We start from the raw sequence: 23,144 nt of genomic DNA, 5'->3' as shown, positions 1-23,144 counted from the left end.
ACCTTATTACCCGAAAACCCTTACAGGACTGCATTCTACACATAGTTTCTGTAGGCCATTCTACCATCTATTCGCTATATTTAGGCTCAGAAAAAAATCAACCCAATCTTATGAACCGCATTCTCTGTACGGTGGGTCTCCTCTTATGTTTTGCCACCGCCGCCCTTGCCCAGAACGATAATAAAAGCATCTGGGAAGCGCTTAATAACGGCGACAGACAAAAAGCAACAACTTTGTTGCAGGAAGCCCTTCAAAACAAGACCATTACCCCGGATCAGTATCTTACCTACATTTATCTGAAAGAATACAACGGGAAAGACGACGAAGCAACGGATTTTATCCCTTTCGTTTACGATAAGATCGCCGACCCCAGTCCCTATGTGTATGCCCTATGGTTTAATATGGCTGCATTGGGCCAGTATGGCAAAAAAAACTTCCCCCACCAGGTGAAACTGATGGAAAAACTGCTTACCGACAGTAAAGCCCATGGCTCCCTGGTTTCAGCAACGCATTATCAGAAAGCAATGCACCTTATCTCTTCGAACCAGTTCGAGGCGGCTGAAGATGAATTCAGAAAGCTGGGCGCTATTGCCAACTGGCAATATGTAGGCCCGTTTGAAAACCTTTCCTATAGCGGCTACTACAAAAACTTCGGCCCGCAGGATCATCCCGAAGCCGATGCTGTTTTTACCTCGCTTACCAATGCCAATATAAAATGGTTTGTACCGGCATTGGAGGCAAATGTGGGATGGACGCCGGTTTGCTATCAAACCAACCGCAGAACAGCTACAGTTTATGCGCAGACTTTTGTTGACGCTCCCGCTGCACAGGAGGTGCTGCTGAGCCTCGGCTCCTCGGGCGCTACCAAAGTATGGGTGAATGATGAACTCATCATTTCTGAATACAAGGAAAGAGTTACCGAGCTCGACTGTTTCACTACAAAAGCAAAACTCAAACAAGGCGCCAACCGCATACTCGTTCAGGTGAGCTTTACCGGCAACAGTTCTCCATGTTTCATTATAAGGCTTACCGACGACAAGTTCAATGCAATCCCCGGTTTGCAGGGCGGCAGTACTTATAAGCCTTATACCGTTGTGAAAGCAACCGGAACACCCGCCGCTCCCCGGACGCATTTCGCAGAAAAGTTCTTTTCCGATAAAATCGCTGCCGATTCTAATAACCTCGTGAACTATCTGCTGCTGTCAAATACTTACCTGAGAAACAACAAACTGCTCGAAGCACGTCATGTGGCAGAAACGGCATTGCAAAGAGCACCGGCTAACTGCCTGCTGCGTATGAACCTGCTGTCTGTTCTCCTGAAGGAAGAGAACAGAAGTGTTATGCTGGAAGAACTTGAAAAACTCAAAAAAGCCGACCCGCAAAGCTACCTGACGCTGGAAGTTGATATCAAAACCGATATCAACAATGAAAAATATGAAGAAGCGCTGAAGAAAGTAATTACGAGAGAACAGCTGTACGGACAGGACGAAGAAACGCTCTCTTATCGCATTTCTCTTTTGGCGCAGGAGAAGAAGTACGAAGAATTGATAGCAACAGTAGAAGCAGGATATAAAAAATACCCGCAACTCGAAAGCCTGCTGCCTATGATGTATTCTATAAAAAAAGAAGTGAACAAAGATCCTAAGGGAGCCCTTAAGGTTTATGAAACTTTCCTTAAAAATGGATACAGCTACACCGTAGTGAATAAATATGCCGAGCTGCTGAAGGAACAGGGCCAAAGCGATAAAAGCTTCCAGCAAAAACAATTTTTGCAGAAGATCGCTCCCTACGATCCGGCAGAACTTATTCATATGTCGAACTATTTCTATGGCGAGAAAAAATATGATAAGGCGGAACAGTTTGTAAAACAGGCCCTCGACCTTTCTCCTTATGACGAAAATTACTGGGAACAGCTAGGCGATATCAAAAGCGAGAAAAAACAAACGGAAGAAGCCATTGCTGCTTACGAAAAATCGCTGCTTTACGATCCCAATCAATACACTGTGATCAATAAAATACGTAAGCTGAACGGTAAGTCGGAAACTTACACCTTATTCCCGCAAACCGATATAGAAGCTACCATCAAAAAGGATAAACCGGAAGAGGCCAAAAACACCGACTATGGTTATTACATCCTGCACGATGAAAAGAATGTGGTGATGCATCCCGGCGGCGCTACCGAAGAGTATATCCTCTTCATGATCAAGATTACCAACGAAAAAGGTATCGATAAATACAAAGAATCCAGCATCGGTTATGGCAATTCCCAGCAACTGCTGATCGAAAAAGCAGAAGTCGTAAAAGCTTCCGGCGCTACTATCAAAGGTGAACGTAATGGTAACGAAGTGGTGTTCACCAACCTGGGTGTAGGCGATGTATTGGTGTTCAAATATCGTCTTCAAAACTATGTGTACGGCAGGTTTGCAAAAGAGTATTGGGATCAGTTCCACTTCGACGGACAGATCTATACTGCCTATGCAAAGTATACCCTGCTGCTGCCCGAAAACCAGCCGGTGAAATATGAAGTGGTAAACAGCACCGGCTTCAAACCTGTTATTTCAAAAGTGGAGAACTTTAAACAGTATGTATGGGAGGCCAGCGGACGTGAACCATTAAAAGAAGAAAAACTTGCACCCAACAACTGCGACGTAGGCGCCGTATTGCATATATCAACGTTGCCGTCATGGAATGATATCGCCACATGGTATCGCGATCTCACCAGCAATACCACCGAAGAAGATTACGAGATCACAGCGCTTTTCCAAACCCTGCTGCCTGCAGAAAAAAGGAAAAAGCTGACGCAGTTCCAGCAGGCCCGTATCCTGTACGATTATATCGAAAATAATATCCGCTACAGTTCCGTTTCGTTCCGCCAGAGTTCACACGTGCCCCAGCGCGCTTCGCTCACGCTCAATACAAGACTGGGCGACTGTAAAGACCTGTCAAATCTTTTCCTCACGTTATGCCGCATGGCCGATATAGAATGCCAGATGGTGCTGGTCGACACAAGAGACAATGGAGAAAAAGCCATGATCCTGCCTTCTCTTGAATTCAACCATTGTATAGCCAAAGCCCAGCTCGATGGCAAACCCTATTACATCGAACTCACCGATAACTACCTGCCTTTTGCAAGTTTGCCCAATAGCCTTACCAACGCATTGATCCTCGATATTCCCCTGCGTAAAACAACACAGCCTGCCGAGTTGAAATACCTCACAACCAGCAACCGTACAAAAGATGTTGTGAAAAGAAAGGTGGATATCAAATTCGATGGCAATGATCTTATCACCAGCGTTGCCACCTGCCGGTACGGTCATCCTGCTTCCGGCACACGTGCCACATACCTGAACCTCGATGAAGAAAAGCAGATAAAAGAAATGGAAACCTCGGTTGCATCTTCTTACAAGAACAACGTGAAACTGCTGTCTGTTAAGTTCGACGACCTGGCCCCTTTAAACGATTCGGTAACCTACAACTATAGCTATCGCGTAAAAGATGAGGTAGCCGAAATTGGCAGTATGCAAACCTTCCGCATAGTCTATCCCGACGTGGTGGCTTCGCTGAACAACTTTGCCGCCGATACCCGTACGCTTCCTATCAACTACGCTTATTATGAAGACGTAGATAAATATGAAACACAGGTAACCATAGTAGCGCCCGAAGGCAAGAAGTTTATTGAGTTGCCAGTCAATGAATCGTTACAGTTCAAAAACATCAGCTTCTCTATCGACTATAAGCTGGTGACGCCCTCAAAGCTGGTAGTGACCCGTAAATTCATTGCCGACAGGAAAACAATCCCTGCTGCAGATTATGTTGCCTTTAAATCTTTCTTCGAAAAGATCGTAAAGGCAGAGCAGAAAATGATTGCAATGAAGTAATGTAGTGGATCAGAAGCGATCAAATATAAAAAAGGCTGGCTCATAGAGCCAGCCTTTAAAATTATGTGGGGAAGCAAATCTGCCATTCTGCTGTCTGGTCCTAATAATCACCTAATGTCTCAGGTAATTGCGCCAGGGCTTTTGCTAACTGGTCGTCGTTAGGAGCGATGCCATGCCATTCGTGGCTGCCTTCCATGAAATCAACTCCTTTACCCATACCGGTTTTCATGATAATGCCAATGGGCTTGCCTTTGCCGGTTAAAGCTTTTGCTTCGTTGAGAACTTTCACAGTATCGTCAACATCGTTGCCGTCCATTTCAAGTACATGCCATCCGAATGCTTCGAATTTAGCACGCAGGCTGCCAAGATTCATTACTTTATCAGTAGGACCGTCAATTTGCTGGCCGTTATGGTCTACAGTAGAGATCAGGTTGTCAACACCTTTAGCGCCGGCAAACATAATAGCTTCCCAGTTCTGACCTTCGTCTAATTCACCATCGCCATGGAGGGAGAAAACAAGGTGTTTGTCACCATTGATCTTTTTGGCAAGAGCAGCGCCAATGGCAACACTCATACCTTGTCCCAGAGAACCGCTCGCAACCCTTACTCCAGGAAGATGCTCATGCGTAGTAGGGTGCCCTTGTAAACGGGAATTGATTTTGCGGAATGTAGCCAGTTCTTTTACGTCGAAATAACCTGAACGCGCGAGTACCGAGTAGAATACCGGGGATATATGACCATTCGATAAAAAGAATAAATCTTCGTTGGTACCATCCATGTTGAACGGAACAGGTTTGTGCTCCATTACGTTAAAGTACAGGGTGGTTAAAAAGTCTGCACACCCAAGGGAACCACCGGGGTGACCGCTTTGAACAGCATGTACCATTCGTACAATATCCCGTCTAACCTGGGATGCGATCTGTTTTAACTCTTGAACATCAGCCATGATAGCATAAATTTTGACAAACCTACCTAAAAAACACCACTTCTCCTGCACCTCGTGGCGAAAAGTGAATGCCTTTTTAAACGGATTTATTAGCTTTGCCCGCATCAAAAAATAAGAATTATGGCAGAAGAACTGGATCTGATACTGGATGACGCAGAATCGTTGATGAAAAAGGCGATCAATCACCTCGAATCTGAGCTGGCAAAGATCCGGGCCGGTAAAGCCAGTCCGGCTTTGGTGGATGGCCTTACCGTTGAATACTACGGCGCGCCTACGCTCATAAGCCAGGTGGCAAACATCACTGTGCTCGACGCCAGAACCATCAGCATACAACCCTGGGAACGTAATATGCTCGCTCCCATCGAAAGGTCTATCATGATGGCCAACATAGGCATCACGCCTCAGAACGATGGCGTTCAAATCCGCCTCTTTATGCCGCCGCTTACAGAGGAAAGAAGAAAAGAACTGGTGAAGAAAGCAGCTGGCGAAGGAGAATTCTCTAAAGTAGCTATCCGCAACATCAGGAGAGACGCCATCGAAAGCATCAAGAAATTACAGAAAGATGGCCTCAGCGAAGACATCGCCAAAGATGCGGAAAAAGGCGTACAGGAATTAACCGACCGCTTTATCTCTCTTGTAGACAAACATCTCGCTGCAAAAGAAAAAGAAATGATGGTGATCTAGTAATAGATGGCAGAGAGCAGAATCGCAGAACTTCAGCTCACAATGGCATAATATTTTTAGAAAGGCCTGTGTCAGAATATGATACGGGCCTTTCCGTTAATATCGCCGTTCATTTTCCGGCCAAAACATTTTAGATGGGCTGCCAGGCAAATGATGCGCGCAGTTTTTTCTATATTTAATGAAACGTTGTTACATGGGAGCAATTAAACTTGACGATATCAGTACAAAAGCACCGGGAAACCTGGAGAAAGACAAAGTAAAACAACAAAACCTCGAATTGGCCGAAGAGCTCAACGAGCTGCAAAACCTGCTCTATGCCGAAAGTAAGCACTCCGTGCTCGTGATCATCCAGGGCATGGACGCCAGCGGTAAAGATGGTGCTATCCGCAAGGTGTTCGGTAATCTTAACCCACAGGGCGTTAGGGTAGAATCATATAAAGCGCCTACCGCCCGCGAACTAAGTCACGACTTCCTCTGGCGCATTCACCGCGATACGCCCGCAAAAGGGATGATCCAGGTGTTTAACCGCTCTCAGTACGAAGACGTGCTCATCACCCGCGTACATAAAATGATCGACGATGAAACCGCCGTCAAACGCATGAAAGCCATCAACGACTTCGAAAACCTGCTCAAAGAACATAACAATACCAGCATCCTAAAATTCTACCTGCATATCTCAAAAGAAGAACAAGCCAAACGCCTGCAGGAACGACTCGACGATAAAACAAAACAATGGAAATACAACGAAGCCGACTTCACCGAAGCCAAACTGTGGAAACTCTACATGAAAGCTTACGAAGACTGCTTCCATACCTGTAACAAAATTCCATGGACCATCGTGCCATCCGATAATAACTGGTACAAAGAACATATTATCGCCACCACGCTGCGCGATACTTTGAAATCATTAAAAATGCGCTACCCCGGACTTAAGAAAGAATAAGATCTTTCAGATCAGTTTCAGTAGGTCAAATCGTTTTTTTCACCTTTCAAAAACATAATCCGTATGAGTTTCATCAAAGAGTTCAAGCAGTTTGCCATGAAAGGCAACGTCGTCGACCTGGCAGTGGGGGTTATCATCGGTGCTGCATTCGGCAAAATCGTCGACAGTGTCGTAAAAGACCTCATTATGCCTATCGTATCGGCTATCATTGGTCAGCCCGATTTCAGTAACCTTTACCTGGTGCTGAAAGGCGATGTGGCCAAAGGCCTGCCCCTCGAAGACGCACGTAAAGTAACCGACGCCGTTATCTTCGCCTATGGCAGCTTCCTGACAGTGCTCCTGAACTTCATCCTGCTGGCGTTTATTATCTTCCTCATGGTCAAGGCTATAAACAGCATGCGCACCAAAGAAGAAGCCAAACCGGCAGCACCTCCTGCCCCTACCGCTACCGAAAAACTGTTGATGGAAATCCGCGATTCCCTCAAAAAATAAACAGTTATCCAGAAGATATTCATATTCTAAAGGCCCACACCGGTTTTAACTACCGTTGTTGGGCCTTTAGCAATACATTTGCCCAATTGTAACAGAGCTTAAATTTCCCAGGTATTGCAAACGCCTAATTATCAGATCAAACTCCCGCAGTTCGAAGGCCCCTTCGACCTGTTGCTGTTTTTCATCGAGCGCGACGAATTAGATATTTATAATATTCCTATCAACAATATTATCAAGGATTTCCTTGCGTATGTGCATAGCCAGGAAAAACTGAACATAGAACTCTCCAGCGAATTCATCCTGTTTGTGTCCACCCTCATGCGCATCAAAGCAAAAATGCTGCTTCCCCGCAAAGAGATCGACGCCCAGGGTAATGAAATCGATCCCCGCCAGGAACTGGTTGATAAGATCCTGGAATACAAGAAGTTCAAAGAAGCCTCCACTCAAATGGCCGAAATGGAAGCCATCAGGATGCTCATGGTGAAAAGAGGTAACCTCCAGAAAGAACTGTCTTCCATCGGCGAAGACGCCTCCGAAGGCACCGAAATCCAGAATATCACCCTCTTCAAGCTCATGAAAGCCTTCGAAAAGGTGATGCAGCGCATCCACGACAAAAACCACAAACCGGTCCACACCGTCGTACGATACAACTACACCATGGACGATAGCCGTCACCACATGATGGGACTGGTACAGAAAGAGAAAACAGTATCTTTCGAAAAGATCTTCGAAGTGTGTAACGACAGGGTACATGCCATCTTCCTGTTTCTCTCCCTGTTGGAACTGGTGCAGCTGAAATACATGGGCATCATGATAGGAGAGGGAAAGAACAATTTCATCCTCGAATGGAACGAGGAAAGGGAAGAAGATCCCACCAGCACCTTCATGAACGACGAAAGAAAAGACGACCGCGAAGGCCAGGGCCCCGTAAGCGCATTGTTCTAAAAACAGTTGACAGCATACATAATAACCAGCAACAGCCTGCTACAAAACGGCAAATGACAGGGCTGATAGAATAGCTGCACCAACTACCTGCAACAAGACTACGCTTTATATAGCCGCCTATAAGCCGCATTAAAGCTGCCTATAACCCCCATCAAAGCCGCCTTACCCCGGCCCTCCGGGTATAAAAAAGCCCCTTGCAAAGCAAAGGGCCATATAAGATCTGTAAAATGCTGCTAATTTGTCGCCTGCAGGCGTAATGATGTTACCCGTTCAGCTCCCCCCGGAAACTAACCGGGTTGTCCGTAGCCAGCACCCCATGCGGAGTAACACTTACCTGGTTGGCCAGTATTTGCCTTACCGCCATCGCAATAGCAGGAGCATCGTAGTGACACTCATGATGTAACTCCTTCAGCGTACCATGTTCTACAAGCCTGTCCGGCACACCAAGTATGCTTACCTGCGCCTGGTAGTTATGCTCGGCCATAAACTCCAGGATGGCGCTGCCAAACCCGCCTTTTACAGTACCGTCTTCTACAGTAACAATATGTTTGTACTTGCTGAATACCTCGTGTAACAACGCTTCATCCAGTGGCTTTACAAAACGGATATCATAATGCGCCGGGTCAAGACCTTCGGTACGCAGCTCCCTGATAGCCGCAGTGGCAAAGTTGCCGGGGTGGCCAAACGATAAGATCGCTGCATCCCGCCCGTCTTTCAGTTTCCTGCCCTTACCGATAGTGATTTCCTCGAAAGGAGTTCGCCATTCAGGCATCACACCCTCCCCACGCGGATAACGGATCACAAAAGGAGAGGTATTACTTTCCAGCTGGGCCGTATACATCAGGTTACGCAACTCCTGCTCATTCATTGGAGCGCTGATAACCATATTGGGAATACAACGGAAATAAGCAATATCATATGCACCATGGTGGGTAGGACCATCCTCTCCAACCAGGCCTGCACGGTCAAGACAAAGCACTACAGGCAGGTGCTGGATCGCAATATCATGTACCACCTGGTCGTACGCCCTTTGCATGAACGAAGAGTAAATATTACAGAACACCCTCAAACCTTGCGTGGCCATACCGGCGCTCAGCGTTGCAGCATGTTGCTCGCAAATACCCACGTCAAAAGCACGGTCGGGCATCTTTTCCATCATAAATTTCATGGAACAGCCGCTCGGCATCGCCGGGGTAATACCCATGATCGTTTTATTCTGCTCCGCCAGCTCAACAAGCGTATGCCCAAAAACATCCTGGTACTTGGGAGGCTGGGGAACTTCAAACTTCTTCTTGTAAATTTCGCCCGTCACCTTATCAAATAATCCCGGTGCATGCCATTTGGTTTGGTCCTGTTCTGCCAGCGTATACCCCTTACCCTTCACCGTTACAATATGCAGCAGCTTGGGGCCGGGTATCTTCTTCAGATCATTAAGCGTATCAACCAGCTTGGTGATATTATGCCCGTCAATAGGACCAAAATACCTCATTTTCAGCGACTCAAACAGGTTGCTGCTGCGGCTTACCATTCCTTTGATGCCAGCCTCCAGTTTACCCACCATATCGCGGCTGAAGTTTTTGCCAACAGGAAGTTTTCCCAGGATATGCCATACATCGTCCCGGAATTTATTATAGGTCTGTGAAGTCGAAATATCAGTCAGGTATTCTTTGAGTGCACCCACGTTCTGATCGATGCTCATGCAATTGTCGTTCAATATCACGAGCATATCGGCGTCGGCAACACCCGCATGGTTCAGCGCCTCAAAAGCCATCCCCGCCGTCATGGCGCCATCACCGATGATAGCTACCGACTTGCGGTTCTCGCCTTTATATTTCGCAGCAATGGCCATACCCAATGCCGCGGATATGGAAGTGGAAGAATGCCCTACGCCAAACGTATCGTATTCGCTTTCGCCGCGTTTGGGAAAACCGCTGATCCCATTGTATTTCCGGTTGGTAGGAAAACTGTCGCGCCTGCCCGTAAGTATCTTATGCCCGTAGGCCTGGTGACCCACGTCCCATACCAGTTGGTCGTAAGGCGTATTATACACATAATGAAGCGCTACACTTAATTCTACTACTCCCAAACTGGCAGCAAAATGCCCGCCATATACGCTCACCACGTCAATGATGTATTGACGCAACTCGTCGCATATCTGGTGTAGTTGTTCCCGGCTTAGCTTTTTGAGATCCTCAGGACTGTCAATTCCATTCAGCAGGGGGCCAGGTGTTATAGTCATTGATCGAAATTTATTTTGTAAAAATAGGGCTTTTACCAGTGTGCACATCCCTAAATTATTGATCCTCATTTTCACAATAAACGCGCCGGGTTTCCCCCCAACGCCACCCCCCGGCGCTCCAACGCCACCCCCGGCCCCTAAACGCCCGCCCCTCCTCCAACACCACCCCGCCACCCTAACCAACACCAGTTAGCCAGCCATTTGGCCTCTGGTCACAAATCAAATCCTTAATGCCGTCTTCCTTATTTATTTTTGGTACATGGCCATGAGAAAGAAAATCTTATCCCCCTATTGGATCTGCCAGATAACCGGATGGAGCGCGTACTGTATCATTTACGGCTTCTTTTTTTATACCATCCCCCACGAACCGCAGCCCCTGTTCTTTCACATGCTGGTGGGCGATGCCCTCATTGGCCTGGCCGTTACCCATTTGCTCAGAACTCTAATCAAGTCATTGGGACTGTTACGGTTAGATGTCTCGAAGCAGTTCATGTACCTGCTCTCTTCAGCACTGCTCTTCGCGTTTTTATACGCATTCCTGAGTATCAGCCTCGAAGAACTGATAGGCGCCAAAACAGGCGTGAGCCAGGAAACCTCTTCCCTGAAAAAGCTGCTGAGAGCCTCCATGGGCACCTTCCTCTTCCTGCTCATGTGGAACCTCATCTACTTCACTTATCATTATATAGTAAGGAACAGGGCCGAAATGATGGATAAGATCAGGCTCGAAAGCCTCGTAAAAGAACTCCAGCTGAAAACCATCAAAGCGCATATCAACCCGCACTTCATTTTCAACGCCCTCAACAGCATCCGCGCACTGGTCGATGAAAATCCGCAGCGCGCCCGTACCGCTATCACAGAATTAAGTAACTTACTGCGTAGCAGTATGCAGGCCGAAAAACAGGAAACAACACCCCTTGAAAAAGAACTCAATATCGTAAAAGACTACCTGGCCCTCGAATACATTCGCTTCGAAGACAGGCTCAACGTCGCTTACGATATCGATGAAGATACACTCGACCAGCCCGTGCCACCCATGATGTTGCAAACACTCGTGGAAAATGCCATTAAACACGGTATTTCAAAACAGGTCAACGGCGGTCTCATCAGGATCATTTCCGACTTCAGAGGCGATAAGCATGAGCTCATAGTGCAGAATACAGGTAACTTGTCAAATGAATCGAACGGCGAAGGATTTGGACTTACCAGTACTTATAACAGGCTCAAGATCCTGTTCGGATCCAAAGCTGCTTTTGAAATAAAGGATAGCGGCGATAACATGGTGGAAGCCAAAGTTACCATGCCTATCCATAATATGTAGGTTGTACATTTAAAACTATTATATGTCTATTAAAGCAATCATTGTCGACGATGAACGTCTGGCCAGAAACGAACTCAAAAAACTGCTCCAGGAGCACGCATCCGTTGAAGTGATCGATGAAGCGTCGAACGTAGATGAAGGCATTGAAAAAATAGAACGCCTCAACCCCGACCTTATTTTCCTCGACATCCAGATGCCCGGTAAAACAGGTTTCGACCTTTTGGCCGAACTCGAAAAATCTCCCCGCGTCATCTTTACAACAGCATACGACGAATACGCCCTCAAGGCTTTCGAAGTAAATGCGCTCGACTACCTGCTGAAACCTATCGAACCCAAACGCCTTACCGACGCCATCTGTAAACTGCAGGACGAACTGCACCGCGAAAAAGCAGAAGAAGCCGGCATTAACAGGGGACCCCTGACCGATGAAGACCAGGTCTTCGTAAAAGACGGCGAACGCTGCTGGTTTGTAAAGCTCGGCGAAATAAGACTCTTCGAAAGCGTGGGCAACTACGCCAAAGTGTTCTTCGGCACCAACAAACCCCTGATCTTAAAATCTCTCAACGCCCTGGAAGAAAGACTCGACGAACGTACCTTCTTCCGCGCCAACAGGAAACATATCATCAACCTCCGCTGGATCGAGCGCATTGAACCCTACTTCAATGGTGGCCTGCTGCTCGAACTGAAAGGAGGAGAGAAAATTGAAGTAAGCCGCCGCCAGACAGTGAAGTTTAAGGAAATGATGAGCTTATAGAAATATAGTAGCCCCGGCTCAAACACTTAATTTTAATCTGAACAACATACCTGATGAAACATATTATCTTATTTGCAGCCATATCATTGGCAGTCTGTCATTCACACGCCCAGGATCTTAACGGCATCATCCGCGGAAACGAAGTGTTGCGTATCGAAGAAACGCTTGCCAGCGATCACATGCAGGGCAGGGAAGCCGGTACCCCCGGAGGTATCCGCGCAGCAGCCTTTATCGCCGAAGAGTTCCAAAAAGCAGGACTGCAGCCCATGAAAGGAACCAGTTTCCAGCAGCCCTTCAGCATGGTTAAAACCAAACTCAGAAGCAGCAATGTGGTACTTAATGGCAATAAGCTGGGAAGCGATCGCTTGATAGGTATCTCTCCCAAAGGCATGTTAAGCGTTTCCAATAAATCAGGCTACGCCACAGCCGTTATAGGCCCCGGCGAAGGTCGTAATGCATTGATGCGCGCTGCCGCTTACCTGCAGGGCTCAGAGAATACCATCGTATGGATCGACGAAAGCTATGCCTCGGTATTCCCCAGGCTCAATAGCCTCAGAAGAAGCATCTTCGATAACTCACCCGATATCTTATTCGTACTTACTTCAACCATACCCGATAACTACCTGCTCGAACTGGTACAGGAAGTCGATAAGCTCGAACTGCGTAACATCGCCGGCGTACTGCCCGGCAGTACCCGCAAAAATGAATACGTGATCTTCTCAGGTCACTTCGATCACCTGGGTATCGCCGGTACTCCTGAAAATGGCGACTCCGTTTATAACGGCGCAAACGACGACGCGGCAGGCATCACCGCAGTGATCTTATTGGCCAAATACTTCAAAACCCTTAATAATAACGAACGTACCATCCTGTTTGTAGCTTTCGACGCCGAAGAGATCGGCGGCTTCGGCTCCCAATACTTCTCAAAACAACTGAACCCCGAACAGGTGGTAGCCATGTTTAATATCGAGATGATAGGCACTCCTTCCAAATGGGGCGATAAATCGGCCTATATAACAGGATATGAAAAAACTGATATGGGCGCTATCCTCGAAAAGAACCTCCAGGGATCTGCTTTCCGCTTCTATCCCGATCCATATCCCAAAGAACAATTGTTCTATCGCTCAGATAACGCAACCCTGGCACGACTCGGCGTTCCCGCGCATACCATATCAACATCTAAAATGGATATCGAACCCAATTATCACAAATTGTCCGACGAGGTTAAAACATTGGATATTCCTAATATGACAGAAGTGATAAAGGCGATAGCCATTAGCTCCGCTTCGATCGTCAGCGGTAAAGACACTCCATCCCGTGTTGATACCAACAGTCTAAAATAAGCACGCAAAAAGATTAATTTTTTATTACCTTTGCCGGGCGCTTAACCGGTATTCCCCCATACCTTGACACCGGCAGGGACATTGGTTTCCGATATACCTATTAACTTACTAACTCAATGGAATGATGTTGTGGAAACATAGCATTGTTACTACATATAAGATACTCTTGTTGGTTTAGTTTTCTCATGAATATACCCGGGATTGTTTCTACTCTCCCGGTTTCATGTTTTTATGATTTTTATAATAAGAGATGTGTTATGCAAAATTTACTGATATGAAAGTAACAATACTAATAGCCTGCATGTTATGGGCAGGTAATATATATGCACAACATGCGAAACAAACTAAGGATGAGACGATCAGTCAGCCTGCCGTTGAAGCTCCTTCTAAATATGTCATTACACGAAATATAGATACTGCTATTGGTAAAATCTACCCGAATGCCTATAAAAAGCAGGATTCTGTGGTGGGCTTTTATCAGACCTATTTTGTAAATGATTTGGTTAAACCGGGTGATATCAACCATCCCGTTTATCAGAGCTTTATGAAAAAAGCAGAAGTGCAGGCGCCCGAAGTGAAGGCAAAGATTGCAGAAAGTCTGAAAAAAGAAAAAGGGGTAAAGCGCAGCATGTTGGGAACCCTGGAATATTTGACAGATGTTAGCGATTATACATTTCAAGCTATACCCGTATATTATATAGTGCCGAATATAGTCATGTATGACACAGGAGTCAATGCTGCGGAATATTATAATCTTGATACCAGCAAGGTGCTTTATGTTGTTTTAAAAGGACGGCAACTTGTAGGGACGGCACTGAAAAGCCCCGTCTCTGGCTACAGGCTACTGGATACGAGTGTGAGCGATTCAGTAGCTTATGGGGCAATAGCTGCCATGGGAAAACAGCCTGTTGGCTTTCAGCAGCGAATAGCTTTGGATCCCGCTGGAGTAGGGGGAGCCAGAGATATATTTGGTTATGTTAAATCAGGCCACCTTTTCTTTTATTATTATGAAGAATATCCAGGTGCTCGTGAAACAAACGGAAAAGTCGATTATTCAAGCGTTAATGTGAATCATACACTGTTGCCTGCGGAAGCCTATTTTGCAGGCAACTCCAATATATGTGTCCTGCAGGGCCTGATTGATTCTCATTACAATGCTCAAAAGCGGCTTCGCAAATAAATGCAGCGGGTATTGAGGCGGCTATTATATATTGCTAACGCTTAAAACTTGTCTGCTTTAATCTCATCTGCCTTCTACTACCCCCACCTGCCTGATAGCAGCACTCATTTCCTTTATCAGCGAAGGATCTTTCTCGATGGCGTTACCCACTACTATAACATCGGCCCCGGCCTTACAATTAAGATAAGCCTTCTCAGGATTAACAATACCGCCGCCAATGATCAGCGGACAGTCGATATGTGCCGAAACCCTTTCTATCATCGTCTCTGAAATAGGACGTTTGGCGCCGCTGCCGGCATCCATATATATCAGCTTCATACCCAGCATTTCACCGGCCATCGCAGTACATAACGCTATATCATTTTTATCCGATGGAATAGGAGTGGCATTTGAAATATAAGAAACAGTGGTGGGCGCACCGCCATCTATCACCATATAACCGGTAGGGATAATTTCAAGACCGCTTTTCTTCACCATAGGCGCACTAAGCACATGCTGACCAATCAGCAACTCAGGATTACGGCCCGAAATAAGAGAAAGATATAATAACGCATCAGCATAACGGCTTACCTGTGAAGGCGAACCAGGAAATAAAAGCACCGGGATATCGCACGACGCTTTTATATGTTGAATGCATTCATCTAAATGATTGGTAATAACCAAACTGCCCCCGACAAAAAAATAGTCCACGCCGGAATTCACCGCCAACGCTATCAGCTTATCTAGTTGAGGAATATCCACTTTATCAGGATCGATAAGCACTGCGAACGATTTTCGTCCCAGTTGCCTTCTCTCCGCCAATTGATGGTATAGCTTATGCTTCATGCAAATTGTTATAGGTGCTCCCTGCAAAAATGCAAAAAGTTCCCGTTTTAATTTTTATTATTTTTTAAGGTCGACTGGGGGGTAGTCAGCTCTCAAGGCAGGATATTAAACATAAAGATGTGAAATAACAAGCAATCTTAGGCCATACCACCGCGAAAATGTTGTAAAAAAATCCACAATACACATTACCTGTACAAATGAGATGCCGTTTTTCGTGCCGGTAATGGTTTTTTATTGTCCACAATCTGTTGATATTTCCACCTTTTAAAATCTCACCCAGGGGTCTAATTTCGCCCTCTACCCGGTACCCGGAAACTATCATTTTCTAACCTCTATATAAACTGTTCTGGATATGGCTAAACAACAATCCCCCAAGGGGCTGTTATTTCAGCGCCGCTTCACCAAAGATGAAGTGAGCCCGTTCGATTTATTCGAATACGATTACCGTACCAGCGTAATCCGTAATCCTAATGGCGAAGTTGTTTTCGAAATGAATAACGTGGAAGTGCCGAAACAATGGAGCCAGATAGCGACAGATATATTGGCTCAGAAATACTTCCGCAAAGCAGGCGTGCCCCAGCCCGATGGCTCCTCAGGCCGCGAAACCTCCGTTAAACAGGTGGCACACCGCATGGCTAACTGCTGGAAAGTTTGGGGCGAACGGTATGGCTACTTCGCCTCCGCCAACGACGCCCAGATCTTCTACGATGAACTGGTCTACAGCATCCTTAACCAGGCATGCGTTCCCAATAGCCCCCAATGGTTTAATACCGGCCTGCACGAAAGCTATGGCATCACCGGCAAACCACAGGGACACTACTACGTCGATCCCAATGACAAACAACTGAAGAAATCTGAAAACGCATACGAACGCCCGCAACCACACGCCTGCTTTATCCTCTCCGTGAACGACGACCTCGTGAACGAAGGCGGTATCATGGACCTCTGGGTACGCGAAGCACGTATCTTTAAATATGGCTCCGGCGTAGGTACCAACTACTCCCAGATCCGCGCCTCCGGCGAAAAACTTAGCGGCGGAGGTACCTCCTCAGGTCTTATGTCTTTCCTGAAAATCGGAGACCGCGCAGCAGGCGCCATCAAAAGCGGCGGCACCACACGCCGCGCAGCTAAAATGGTTTGCCTCGACCTCGACCACCCCGAGATCCTCGAATTCATCAACTGGAAAGTGGAAGAAGAGAAAAAGGTCGCTGCCATGGTCGCCGCAGGTTACGATAATAGCTACGAAGGCGAAGCCTACGCTACCGTATCCGGACAAAACTCCAATAACTCCATCCGCATCCCCAACGAATTCTTCAAAGTGCTCGAAGAAAACGGCAACTGGGAACTCAAAGGCAGGATGAACGGTAAGGTAATGAAAACAGTCCCCGCCAGGGACCTCTGGAACCAGGTGGCCTACGCCGCATGGCGCTGCGCCGACCCCGGTACACAATACGATACCACCATCAACGAATGGCATACCTGCCCGCAGGGAGGACGCATCAACGCCTCCAACCCCTGCTCGGAATATATGTTCCTCGACAATACCGCCTGTAACCTCGCCTCCGCAAACCTCATGAAGTTCTACGACGCAGCACAAAACCGCTTCGACGTTACCGGCTTCGAATATACCTGCAGGTTATGGACCGTAGTGCTCGAAATATCTGTCCTCATGGCACAGTTCCCATCTAAAGAAGTGGCACAGCTGTCTTTCGACTACCGCACACTCGGACTGGGCTTCGCCAACCTCGGCACCATGCTCATGGTTAGCGGCATCGCTTACGATAGCGAAGAAGCACGCGGCATCGCAGGCGCGATCTCGGCTATCATGACCGGTATCGCTTATAAAACCTCCGCCGAAATGGCCGCCTTCCTCGGCGCCTTCGATAAATATGCTGAAAACAAGGTCGATATGATGCGCGTCATGCGTAACCACAGGGCCGCAGCTTACGACGCAGCCGACGCCTACGAAGGCCTTAGCGTAAAACCCGTAGGTATCCAGGCGAAATATTGCCCCAACTACCTGCTCTCCGCAGCCACAAAAGCATGGGACGACGCCGTTCAGCTCGGCGAACAATATGGTTACCGCAACGCACAAACTACCGTGATCGCACCTACAGGCACCATCGGCCTGGTGATGGACTGCGATACCACCGGCGTAGAACCCGATTTCGCCCTCGTGAAATTTAAAAAACTCAGCGGCGGCGGCTACTTTAAGATCATCAACCAGTCCGTTCCGGCAGCACTCGAACGCCTCGGATATACCAACGGCCAGATAGAAAACATTATCAATTATGCCGTAGGTGCCGCCAGCTTCAACGGCGCACCCTTCATCAACAACCAGTCCCTCGCGCAGAAAGGCTTCCTGCCCGAAGAAATTAAAAAGCTCAACGACGCGGCAAGAGCTGCTTTCGAAATAGGTTTCCTCTTTAACCGCTTCACCCTCGGTGACGACTGCCTGCAACGCCTCGGCTTTACAGAACAACAGTACGCCGACTGGAACTTCGACCTCCTCGATGCCCTCGGCTTCTCCGAAGAAGAGATCGACGCTGCCAACGACTATGTTTGCGGCACCATGACACTCGAAGGCGCTCCTTTCCTCCAGGAAAAACACCTGCCGGTATTCGACTGCGCCAACAAATGCGGTAAAAAAGGCCAGCGTTATATCCACGCCCACGGCCATATCCGTATGATGGCAGCCTGCCAGCCATTCCTGAGCGGCGCCATCTCCAAAACCATCAACCTGCCGCACGAAGCATCGGTAGAAGAGATCGCCGAATGTTACTTCATGAGCTGGCAGCTGGGCCTCAAAGCCAATGCCCTTTATCGCGATGGCTCTAAACTGTCTCAGCCCCTGAGCACCAAATCCGATAAAAAGAAAAAGACCGGCGACGAAACCACAGCAGAAAATACAGAAACAGCCGATAACGCTGCCACAGTCAACAAGGCAGCCACAACCAACAGTGCTGCCACAGCCAACAGTGCAGCCATAACCGGCAATGCAGCCACAACCGGCAATGCAGTCGGCAAGGCGGCAGCTACCGACGCAGTAGCAGCAGGTACATCCGCTGCTGCCGAAAAGCAGGGCGCAACCATGATCGACCTCGGCAGCCTCACCATCCAGGAACTGCTCGATGAAGTGCAGAAAAGGGTACAGGCTTCCCCCGATACCCAGCTGAAACGCGAACTGGCCCGTATCGTAGAACGCCGCTCACTGCCAAACAAACGCCGCGGCTTTACACAAAAAGCCAAGATCAACGGCCAGGCCATCTTCCTGCGCACAGGTGAATATGGCGACGGTACCCTCGGCGAGATCTTCGTCGACCTGGCCAAAGAAGGTTCAACCCTCCGCAGCCTCATGAACTGCTTTGCCATATCAGTTTCAGTAGGCCTGCAATACGGTGTGCCACTGGAAGAATTCGTTGAGAAGTTCGTCTTCACCAAATTCGAACCCTCCGGTATGGTCGATCACCCGAACATCAAGTCCACCACATCCCTCATCGACTTTGTATTCCGCGCACTGGCATACGAATACCTGGGCCGTACCGATCTGGTGCATGTGTTGGATAAACCAGAAGTGGAGAATCTCGGCACAGAAGACGATGAACTCATCGCCGAACTGGAAAAGCCTGAACTTAGCAGCGTAAGAGTTGCGCCTACAGTGGCTTCTTCAGCTTCTGCATCCGGAGCAGCGACACCTGGTTTAACGATAACATCGGGTAGCTCCGCCAACAGCGGTGGAAGCCCATCGGCTCATAAGACACAAAAAGCAGCAGTAAAAACAGAAGCGGGCCTTGCGGCTATGAATGCAGCAGCCAAGAGTATGCAAAGCGATGCACCTGCATGTAATACCTGCGGACACATTACCGTACGCAGCGGCACCTGCTATAAATGCCTTAACTGTGGTAATAGCATGGGGTGCAGTTAATTTTACCACGATAGATAATATATAGAAAAGGGCTGTCCCAATCCGGGGTGGCCCTTTTCTATGTATGCCTGTTGCTTACTCTTTTGTCATTGCTGTTGGATGAAATGAATTCAATACCGTTTATTTTTCTTTATTTTAAGCTCCCGGGCATGTGCCTGGCACCCTCAACCTTTCAACAATGTCTCTACCTATAAAACTTGTTGGCTTTATAACTGAGCACGACAAATATATTCCTGGAGCTGCGGTGTTTAAGGATGTACTCAATTCTACACCGGTGAATGCTTTTACCGATAGGCAACGTGCCGACAATAAAAAGCTAATGACCTATCTTGAACAAGGCTGTTTCTTAACAGGCTGGATGGGATATGTCGCAGATCTTCAAACAAGGGAGTTGATTGGTCCGGATGCTTACTTTACAGACGGGGTATGGATCTGGCCCTCCTATTTCCCTCATTACCTGAAGAAATTCCTGTACATGGAAATAAATGAAGCATTCCTGGACCATTTGCGGGCTAAAAATTTCGTCTTTTCCCTGGAACCTGGTTTCGAGGAAAACAAATTAGCCTTTGAAAAGGAATTCGATGCTATATTAACAGGTGGGCGCTCAAATACATTCTCTTTATGACTGATGCAATAAAAATAAGTAAAACTATTTCACACGCCCTTCGCCATGCACCGCTGGAGTACAACCTTCATTTGGATAACGAAGGTTGGGTATCCCTTGCCAGCCTGCTGAACGCACTAAACGATAAAGGGCTGCCTACCACGGAAGAGGCCATCATAGAAATGCTTGCTAAAGCCGAAAAAAAGCGATTCCAGATACTGGATGGAAAAATAAGAGCCTACTACGGGCACTCCATAGAAGAGAAGATCGTAAAACAGGCATCGGAGCCGCCTGAATATTTATACCACGGAACCATCCGCGGTTACCTGGAAAGCATAAAAGAAAAAGGGCTGCTGTCAATGGACAGGCAGTATGTGCATTTGTCCATCGATGAGCGCACCGCTAAAATAGTAGGCAGCCGTAGGGCAGGCGAATTGGTGATCATTAAAGTAAAAGCAAAGCAGGCTTTTAATAACCAGGTTTTATTTTATAAAGAAGAAAACGGCATCTGGCTGTCAGATTCCATTCCGCCGATATACCTGGAGTGTTGATGAAACAAAAAGCAGAGTATGCAGGAACAACTTATCCAGATCAATAAGCTGGTCTATTTTTACCTATTTTTGCGTATTTTATAGAACATCATATGCACCTTAGCTTTTCATACGACAGGAAAAAAGTGTTACAGGCCCTCCGTTATCACTTTATTTCACGCCCGGAAATACGTATTCTCATCATCCTGGTGAATGTATTTGCGATCGTTGCTGCGGTGTTGTTTTACATGAAGAAAGTGCGCCCGGAGTATTTCCTGCTCGGATCCTGCCTCTGGCTGTTTATGATGGCTTCGTTCTGGTACCTGTTACCGCTCACGGTCTATAAAAGAAGCCAGACCTTCCTGGATTCCTTTACCATCGTTTTCCGCGAAGAATTTGTTCGTCTCGAAAGTACCCGTGGTTATGTGGACTGGAACTGGAGTTCCTTTTCTACTTATATCGAAAGTCCTAACTTCATTCATCTCTACTTCAATACCCGTTCGTTCTTCCTGGTCCCCAAAGACAATATGAGCCAGGAATTCACCCATGAGCTGCGCGCCCTCCTGCGAAGTAAGATCGGCACTAAATAAGCAAGGTTGTAATTGATAGCAGTTGCTGCGCCGTTAGGTTGTGGCATAGAATGCCGTTATACTACTGCCGTTTATTCGTTTATCTTAAGGAAATCAACTCCTTCTCCATTTCAAAATGCGGTAACAACACCTCTTCAAATTCTTCACCTACAACCTTGTACCCCAGCTTTTCATAAAAGCCAAGGGCCGTTTTACGCGCATGCATCACTATTTTCTTATAACCAAGATCACGTGCTATGTTTTCGGCAAACTGCATCAGCATACGCCCTACGCCCTTGCCCTGTAAGCCCGAGATCACAGCCATCTGCCTCAGTCGCAACGTTTTATCGCCAATATCCGTGAGCTGGCAGCAGCCTTCCAGTTTGTCATCTTCCATGCAGCAAATGAGAATGTCATCCACTTCCTTTTCCAGTTCTTCGGGAACAAATTCCAACCCCAGCGGCTTACGCAGTATCTGGTACCTGAGCTCCAGCATCTGATTGTATTCCGGGGTGCCATAATCTATTACTCTGATTGCCATAATCGTTAGAAGCTGTTGTTCCCCAAGATAAGCCTTTAGTTCCATACAGAAAACAGGAGAGGGATACACCGAATAGATATTTACTCTACTTTAGCGGTAGACTAAAAGATCCGTCTATGAGCTTAAACATTATCGGCTGGGCAGTTCCCTTTTTTCTCTTCTTCATTGGACTCGAATACTGGTATTGCCGGAAAACAGGCAAAAACTACTTCCAGTTCCAGGAAACCATCGCCAATCTTAACGTGGGCATCGCAGAACGACTGACAGATGTTTTTGTCACAGGTCTGTTCTTTTACTTCTTCAAATACATCTACGATAACTTCGCGCTCTTCTCCATTACCCCGCACTGGTACACCTGGGTGCTGCTTTTCCTGCTTACCGACCTCGTCTGGTATTGGTACCATCGCCTGGCGCACGAGATCAACCTGTTCTGGGCGGTGCATGTGGTCCACCACCAGAGCGAAGACTTTAATTACACCGTTTCGGCACGTATTACCGTTTTCCAGGCCGTTGTACGCAGCCTTTTCTGGGCCGTGCTGCCTTTAATAGGCTTCCCGCCCGAAATGATCACGCTTTTCCTGCTCATCCACGGCCTGTACCCGTTTTTCATTCATACGCAAACTATCGGCAGGCTGGGATGGCTCGAATATGTGCTGGTGACACCCTCGCACCACCGGGTGCACCACGCCTCCAACGACGAGTACCTCGATAAGAACTATGGCGATGTGCTCATTATCTGGGATAAACTCTTTGGCACCTTTCAGAAAGAAGAAGATATCAGGATCACCTACGGCCTCACCAAACCCCTGGAACGTTATAGCTTTCTATGGCAGCACTTCCACTTCCTGCTCGAAATAGCCTACGCCGTTTCAAAAGCCAGCTCATGGAAACAACGCCTGAACATCATCTTCGGCAAACCCGATAACCTCGATGCCGGCAACAGGGATCTCCTGGAAGACAAACTCCTCGCCGGCAAGCAAAACCTGAAAATGACCAGGGTACAGCGGCAGTATATTTCGGTACAAACAGCCGTGTCGCTATTATTGCTTTTCATGGTCTGTCTTTTCGAAAAAATGCTTTCCGCTTCCCAGCTAACCCTGCTCTCGGCATTCCTTTTAATTAGTTTGATCAACACAGGAGCCATCATGGAACAAAAAAAATGGGTGTTCTATCTCGAATATTTACGCCTCCTTATAGTACTTGCCGGAATTGGTTTTTTAAGGCAGGAAGCCATTACTTTATCGGTAATTACACTGATTTTGGCGGTATTTACCTACTATTTCAATACTGTGAAGGGCTTCTATTTCAACTATTTATTCGGCGCTGAAGCAGGCACTGAAAAAGAAAATGGTGGATAGTAAAAACAAAAATGGTCTAAATAATTGCCGGAATGCCAAAAATTATATTTTTGCGCCTGTAACAAAACTT

Annotated in this window: 18 protein-coding genes; 14 read left to right on the top strand and 4 right to left on the bottom strand. The window is 47.2% G+C overall.

From position 1 onward, the window contains the following. Window positions 1-110 precede the first annotated feature (110 nt). Complete coding sequence (locus tag ESB13_RS14270; protein WP_129004324.1) at window positions 111-3,878, top strand: DUF3857 domain-containing protein; 3,768 nt, start codon at window positions 111-113, stop codon at window positions 3,876-3,878. A 100-nt stretch (window positions 3,879-3,978) separates the two neighbouring features. On the opposite strand, the gene ESB13_RS14265 is transcribed toward ESB13_RS14270, so the two are convergent. Then, window positions 3,979-4,824, bottom strand: coding sequence for a transketolase (locus ESB13_RS14265; protein WP_129004323.1), 846 nt, complete (start codon window positions 4,822-4,824; stop codon window positions 3,979-3,981). A 120-nt stretch (window positions 4,825-4,944) separates the two neighbouring features. Between ESB13_RS14265 and frr the strand changes: the two genes are divergently transcribed. The 4 genes from frr to ESB13_RS14245 all read left to right on the top strand — a co-directional run bounded on the left by frr (window position 4,945) and on the right by ESB13_RS14245 (window position 7,888). Then, complete coding sequence (gene frr, locus ESB13_RS14260) at window positions 4,945-5,508, top strand: ribosome recycling factor (protein WP_129004322.1); 564 nt, start codon at window positions 4,945-4,947, stop codon at window positions 5,506-5,508. A 193-nt stretch (window positions 5,509-5,701) separates the two neighbouring features. Next, window positions 5,702-6,451: a PPK2 family polyphosphate kinase gene (locus ESB13_RS14255; protein WP_129004321.1), complete on the top strand. Its 750-nt coding sequence runs from the start codon at window positions 5,702-5,704 to the stop codon at window positions 6,449-6,451. A gap of 63 nt (window positions 6,452-6,514) precedes the next feature. Continuing rightward, entirely contained in the window at window positions 6,515-6,943 is a 429-nt protein-coding gene (gene mscL / locus ESB13_RS14250) for a large conductance mechanosensitive channel protein MscL (RefSeq protein ID WP_129004320.1), read from the top strand. A gap of 114 nt (window positions 6,944-7,057) precedes the next feature. Beyond that, window positions 7,058-7,888, top strand: a complete 831-nt coding sequence (locus ESB13_RS14245; RefSeq protein WP_129004319.1) for a segregation and condensation protein A — start codon at window positions 7,058-7,060, stop codon at window positions 7,886-7,888. A gap of 262 nt (window positions 7,889-8,150) precedes the next feature. On the opposite strand, the gene dxs is transcribed toward ESB13_RS14245, so the two are convergent. Then, entirely contained in the window at window positions 8,151-10,127 is a 1,977-nt protein-coding gene (dxs, locus tag ESB13_RS14240; RefSeq protein WP_129004318.1) for a 1-deoxy-D-xylulose-5-phosphate synthase, read from the bottom strand. A 265-nt stretch (window positions 10,128-10,392) separates the two neighbouring features. Between dxs and ESB13_RS14235 the strand changes: the two genes are divergently transcribed. The 4 genes from ESB13_RS14235 to ESB13_RS14220 all read left to right on the top strand — a co-directional run bounded on the left by ESB13_RS14235 (window position 10,393) and on the right by ESB13_RS14220 (window position 14,722). Further along, the gene (locus ESB13_RS14235) at window positions 10,393-11,445 is read left to right on the top strand and encodes a sensor histidine kinase (RefSeq protein WP_246022546.1); all 1,053 of its coding nucleotides are present in this window, start codon (window positions 10,393-10,395) and stop codon (window positions 11,443-11,445) included. A gap of 22 nt (window positions 11,446-11,467) precedes the next feature. After that, complete coding sequence (locus tag ESB13_RS14230) at window positions 11,468-12,199, top strand: LytR/AlgR family response regulator transcription factor (RefSeq protein WP_220399682.1); 732 nt, start codon at window positions 11,468-11,470, stop codon at window positions 12,197-12,199. A 53-nt stretch (window positions 12,200-12,252) separates the two neighbouring features. Next, complete coding sequence (locus ESB13_RS14225) at window positions 12,253-13,542, top strand: M20/M25/M40 family metallo-hydrolase (RefSeq protein WP_129004316.1); 1,290 nt, start codon at window positions 12,253-12,255, stop codon at window positions 13,540-13,542. A 274-nt stretch (window positions 13,543-13,816) separates the two neighbouring features. Further along, a complete protein-coding gene (locus ESB13_RS14220; RefSeq protein ID WP_129004315.1) occupies window positions 13,817-14,722 on the top strand; it encodes a hypothetical protein in 906 nt (301 codons plus the stop codon). Between the two features lie 63 nt (window positions 14,723-14,785). On the opposite strand, the gene ESB13_RS14215 is transcribed toward ESB13_RS14220, so the two are convergent. Then, window positions 14,786-15,547: a phosphoglycerol geranylgeranyltransferase gene (locus ESB13_RS14215; RefSeq protein WP_129004314.1), complete on the bottom strand. Its 762-nt coding sequence runs from the start codon at window positions 15,545-15,547 to the stop codon at window positions 14,786-14,788. A gap of 352 nt (window positions 15,548-15,899) precedes the next feature. Here ESB13_RS14215 and ESB13_RS14210 point away from each other — a divergent pair, with 352 nt between their 5' ends. From ESB13_RS14210 to ESB13_RS14190, 4 genes are all read left to right on the top strand, one after another. Beyond that, complete coding sequence (locus ESB13_RS14210; RefSeq protein ID WP_246022544.1) at window positions 15,900-19,472, top strand: vitamin B12-dependent ribonucleotide reductase; 3,573 nt, start codon at window positions 15,900-15,902, stop codon at window positions 19,470-19,472. A gap of 178 nt (window positions 19,473-19,650) precedes the next feature. After that, window positions 19,651-20,097, top strand: a complete 447-nt coding sequence (locus ESB13_RS14200) for a hypothetical protein (RefSeq protein ID WP_129004313.1) — start codon at window positions 19,651-19,653, stop codon at window positions 20,095-20,097. Then, a complete protein-coding gene (locus ESB13_RS14195; protein ID WP_129004312.1) occupies window positions 20,094-20,627 on the top strand; it encodes an RNA 2'-phosphotransferase in 534 nt (177 codons plus the stop codon). The genes ESB13_RS14200 and ESB13_RS14195 overlap by 4 nt, the downstream gene beginning before the upstream one ends. Window positions 20,628-20,719: 92 nt before the next feature. Then, window positions 20,720-21,196: a YcxB family protein gene (locus tag ESB13_RS14190; protein WP_129004311.1), complete on the top strand. Its 477-nt coding sequence runs from the start codon at window positions 20,720-20,722 to the stop codon at window positions 21,194-21,196. Window positions 21,197-21,275: 79 nt separating this feature from the next. On the opposite strand, the gene ESB13_RS14185 is transcribed toward ESB13_RS14190, so the two are convergent. Further along, window positions 21,276-21,716: a GNAT family N-acetyltransferase gene (locus ESB13_RS14185; RefSeq protein ID WP_129004310.1), complete on the bottom strand. Its 441-nt coding sequence runs from the start codon at window positions 21,714-21,716 to the stop codon at window positions 21,276-21,278. A 116-nt stretch (window positions 21,717-21,832) separates the two neighbouring features. Here ESB13_RS14185 and ESB13_RS14180 point away from each other — a divergent pair, with 116 nt between their 5' ends. Beyond that, on the top strand, window positions 21,833-23,074 hold the full coding sequence (locus tag ESB13_RS14180) for a sterol desaturase family protein (RefSeq protein WP_129004309.1): 1,242 nt from the start codon (window positions 21,833-21,835) through the stop codon (window positions 23,072-23,074). The last annotated feature ends 70 nt before the right edge of the window (window positions 23,075-23,144 follow it).

Origin of the sequence: Filimonas effusa, from assembly GCF_004118675.1 — a bacterium.
In the GTDB taxonomy this organism is placed as follows: Bacteria; Bacteroidota; Bacteroidia; order Chitinophagales; family Chitinophagaceae; genus Filimonas; species Filimonas effusa.
The sequence above is the reverse complement of the archived record's forward strand: the minus strand, read 5'-3'. Positions and strand labels throughout refer to the sequence as shown.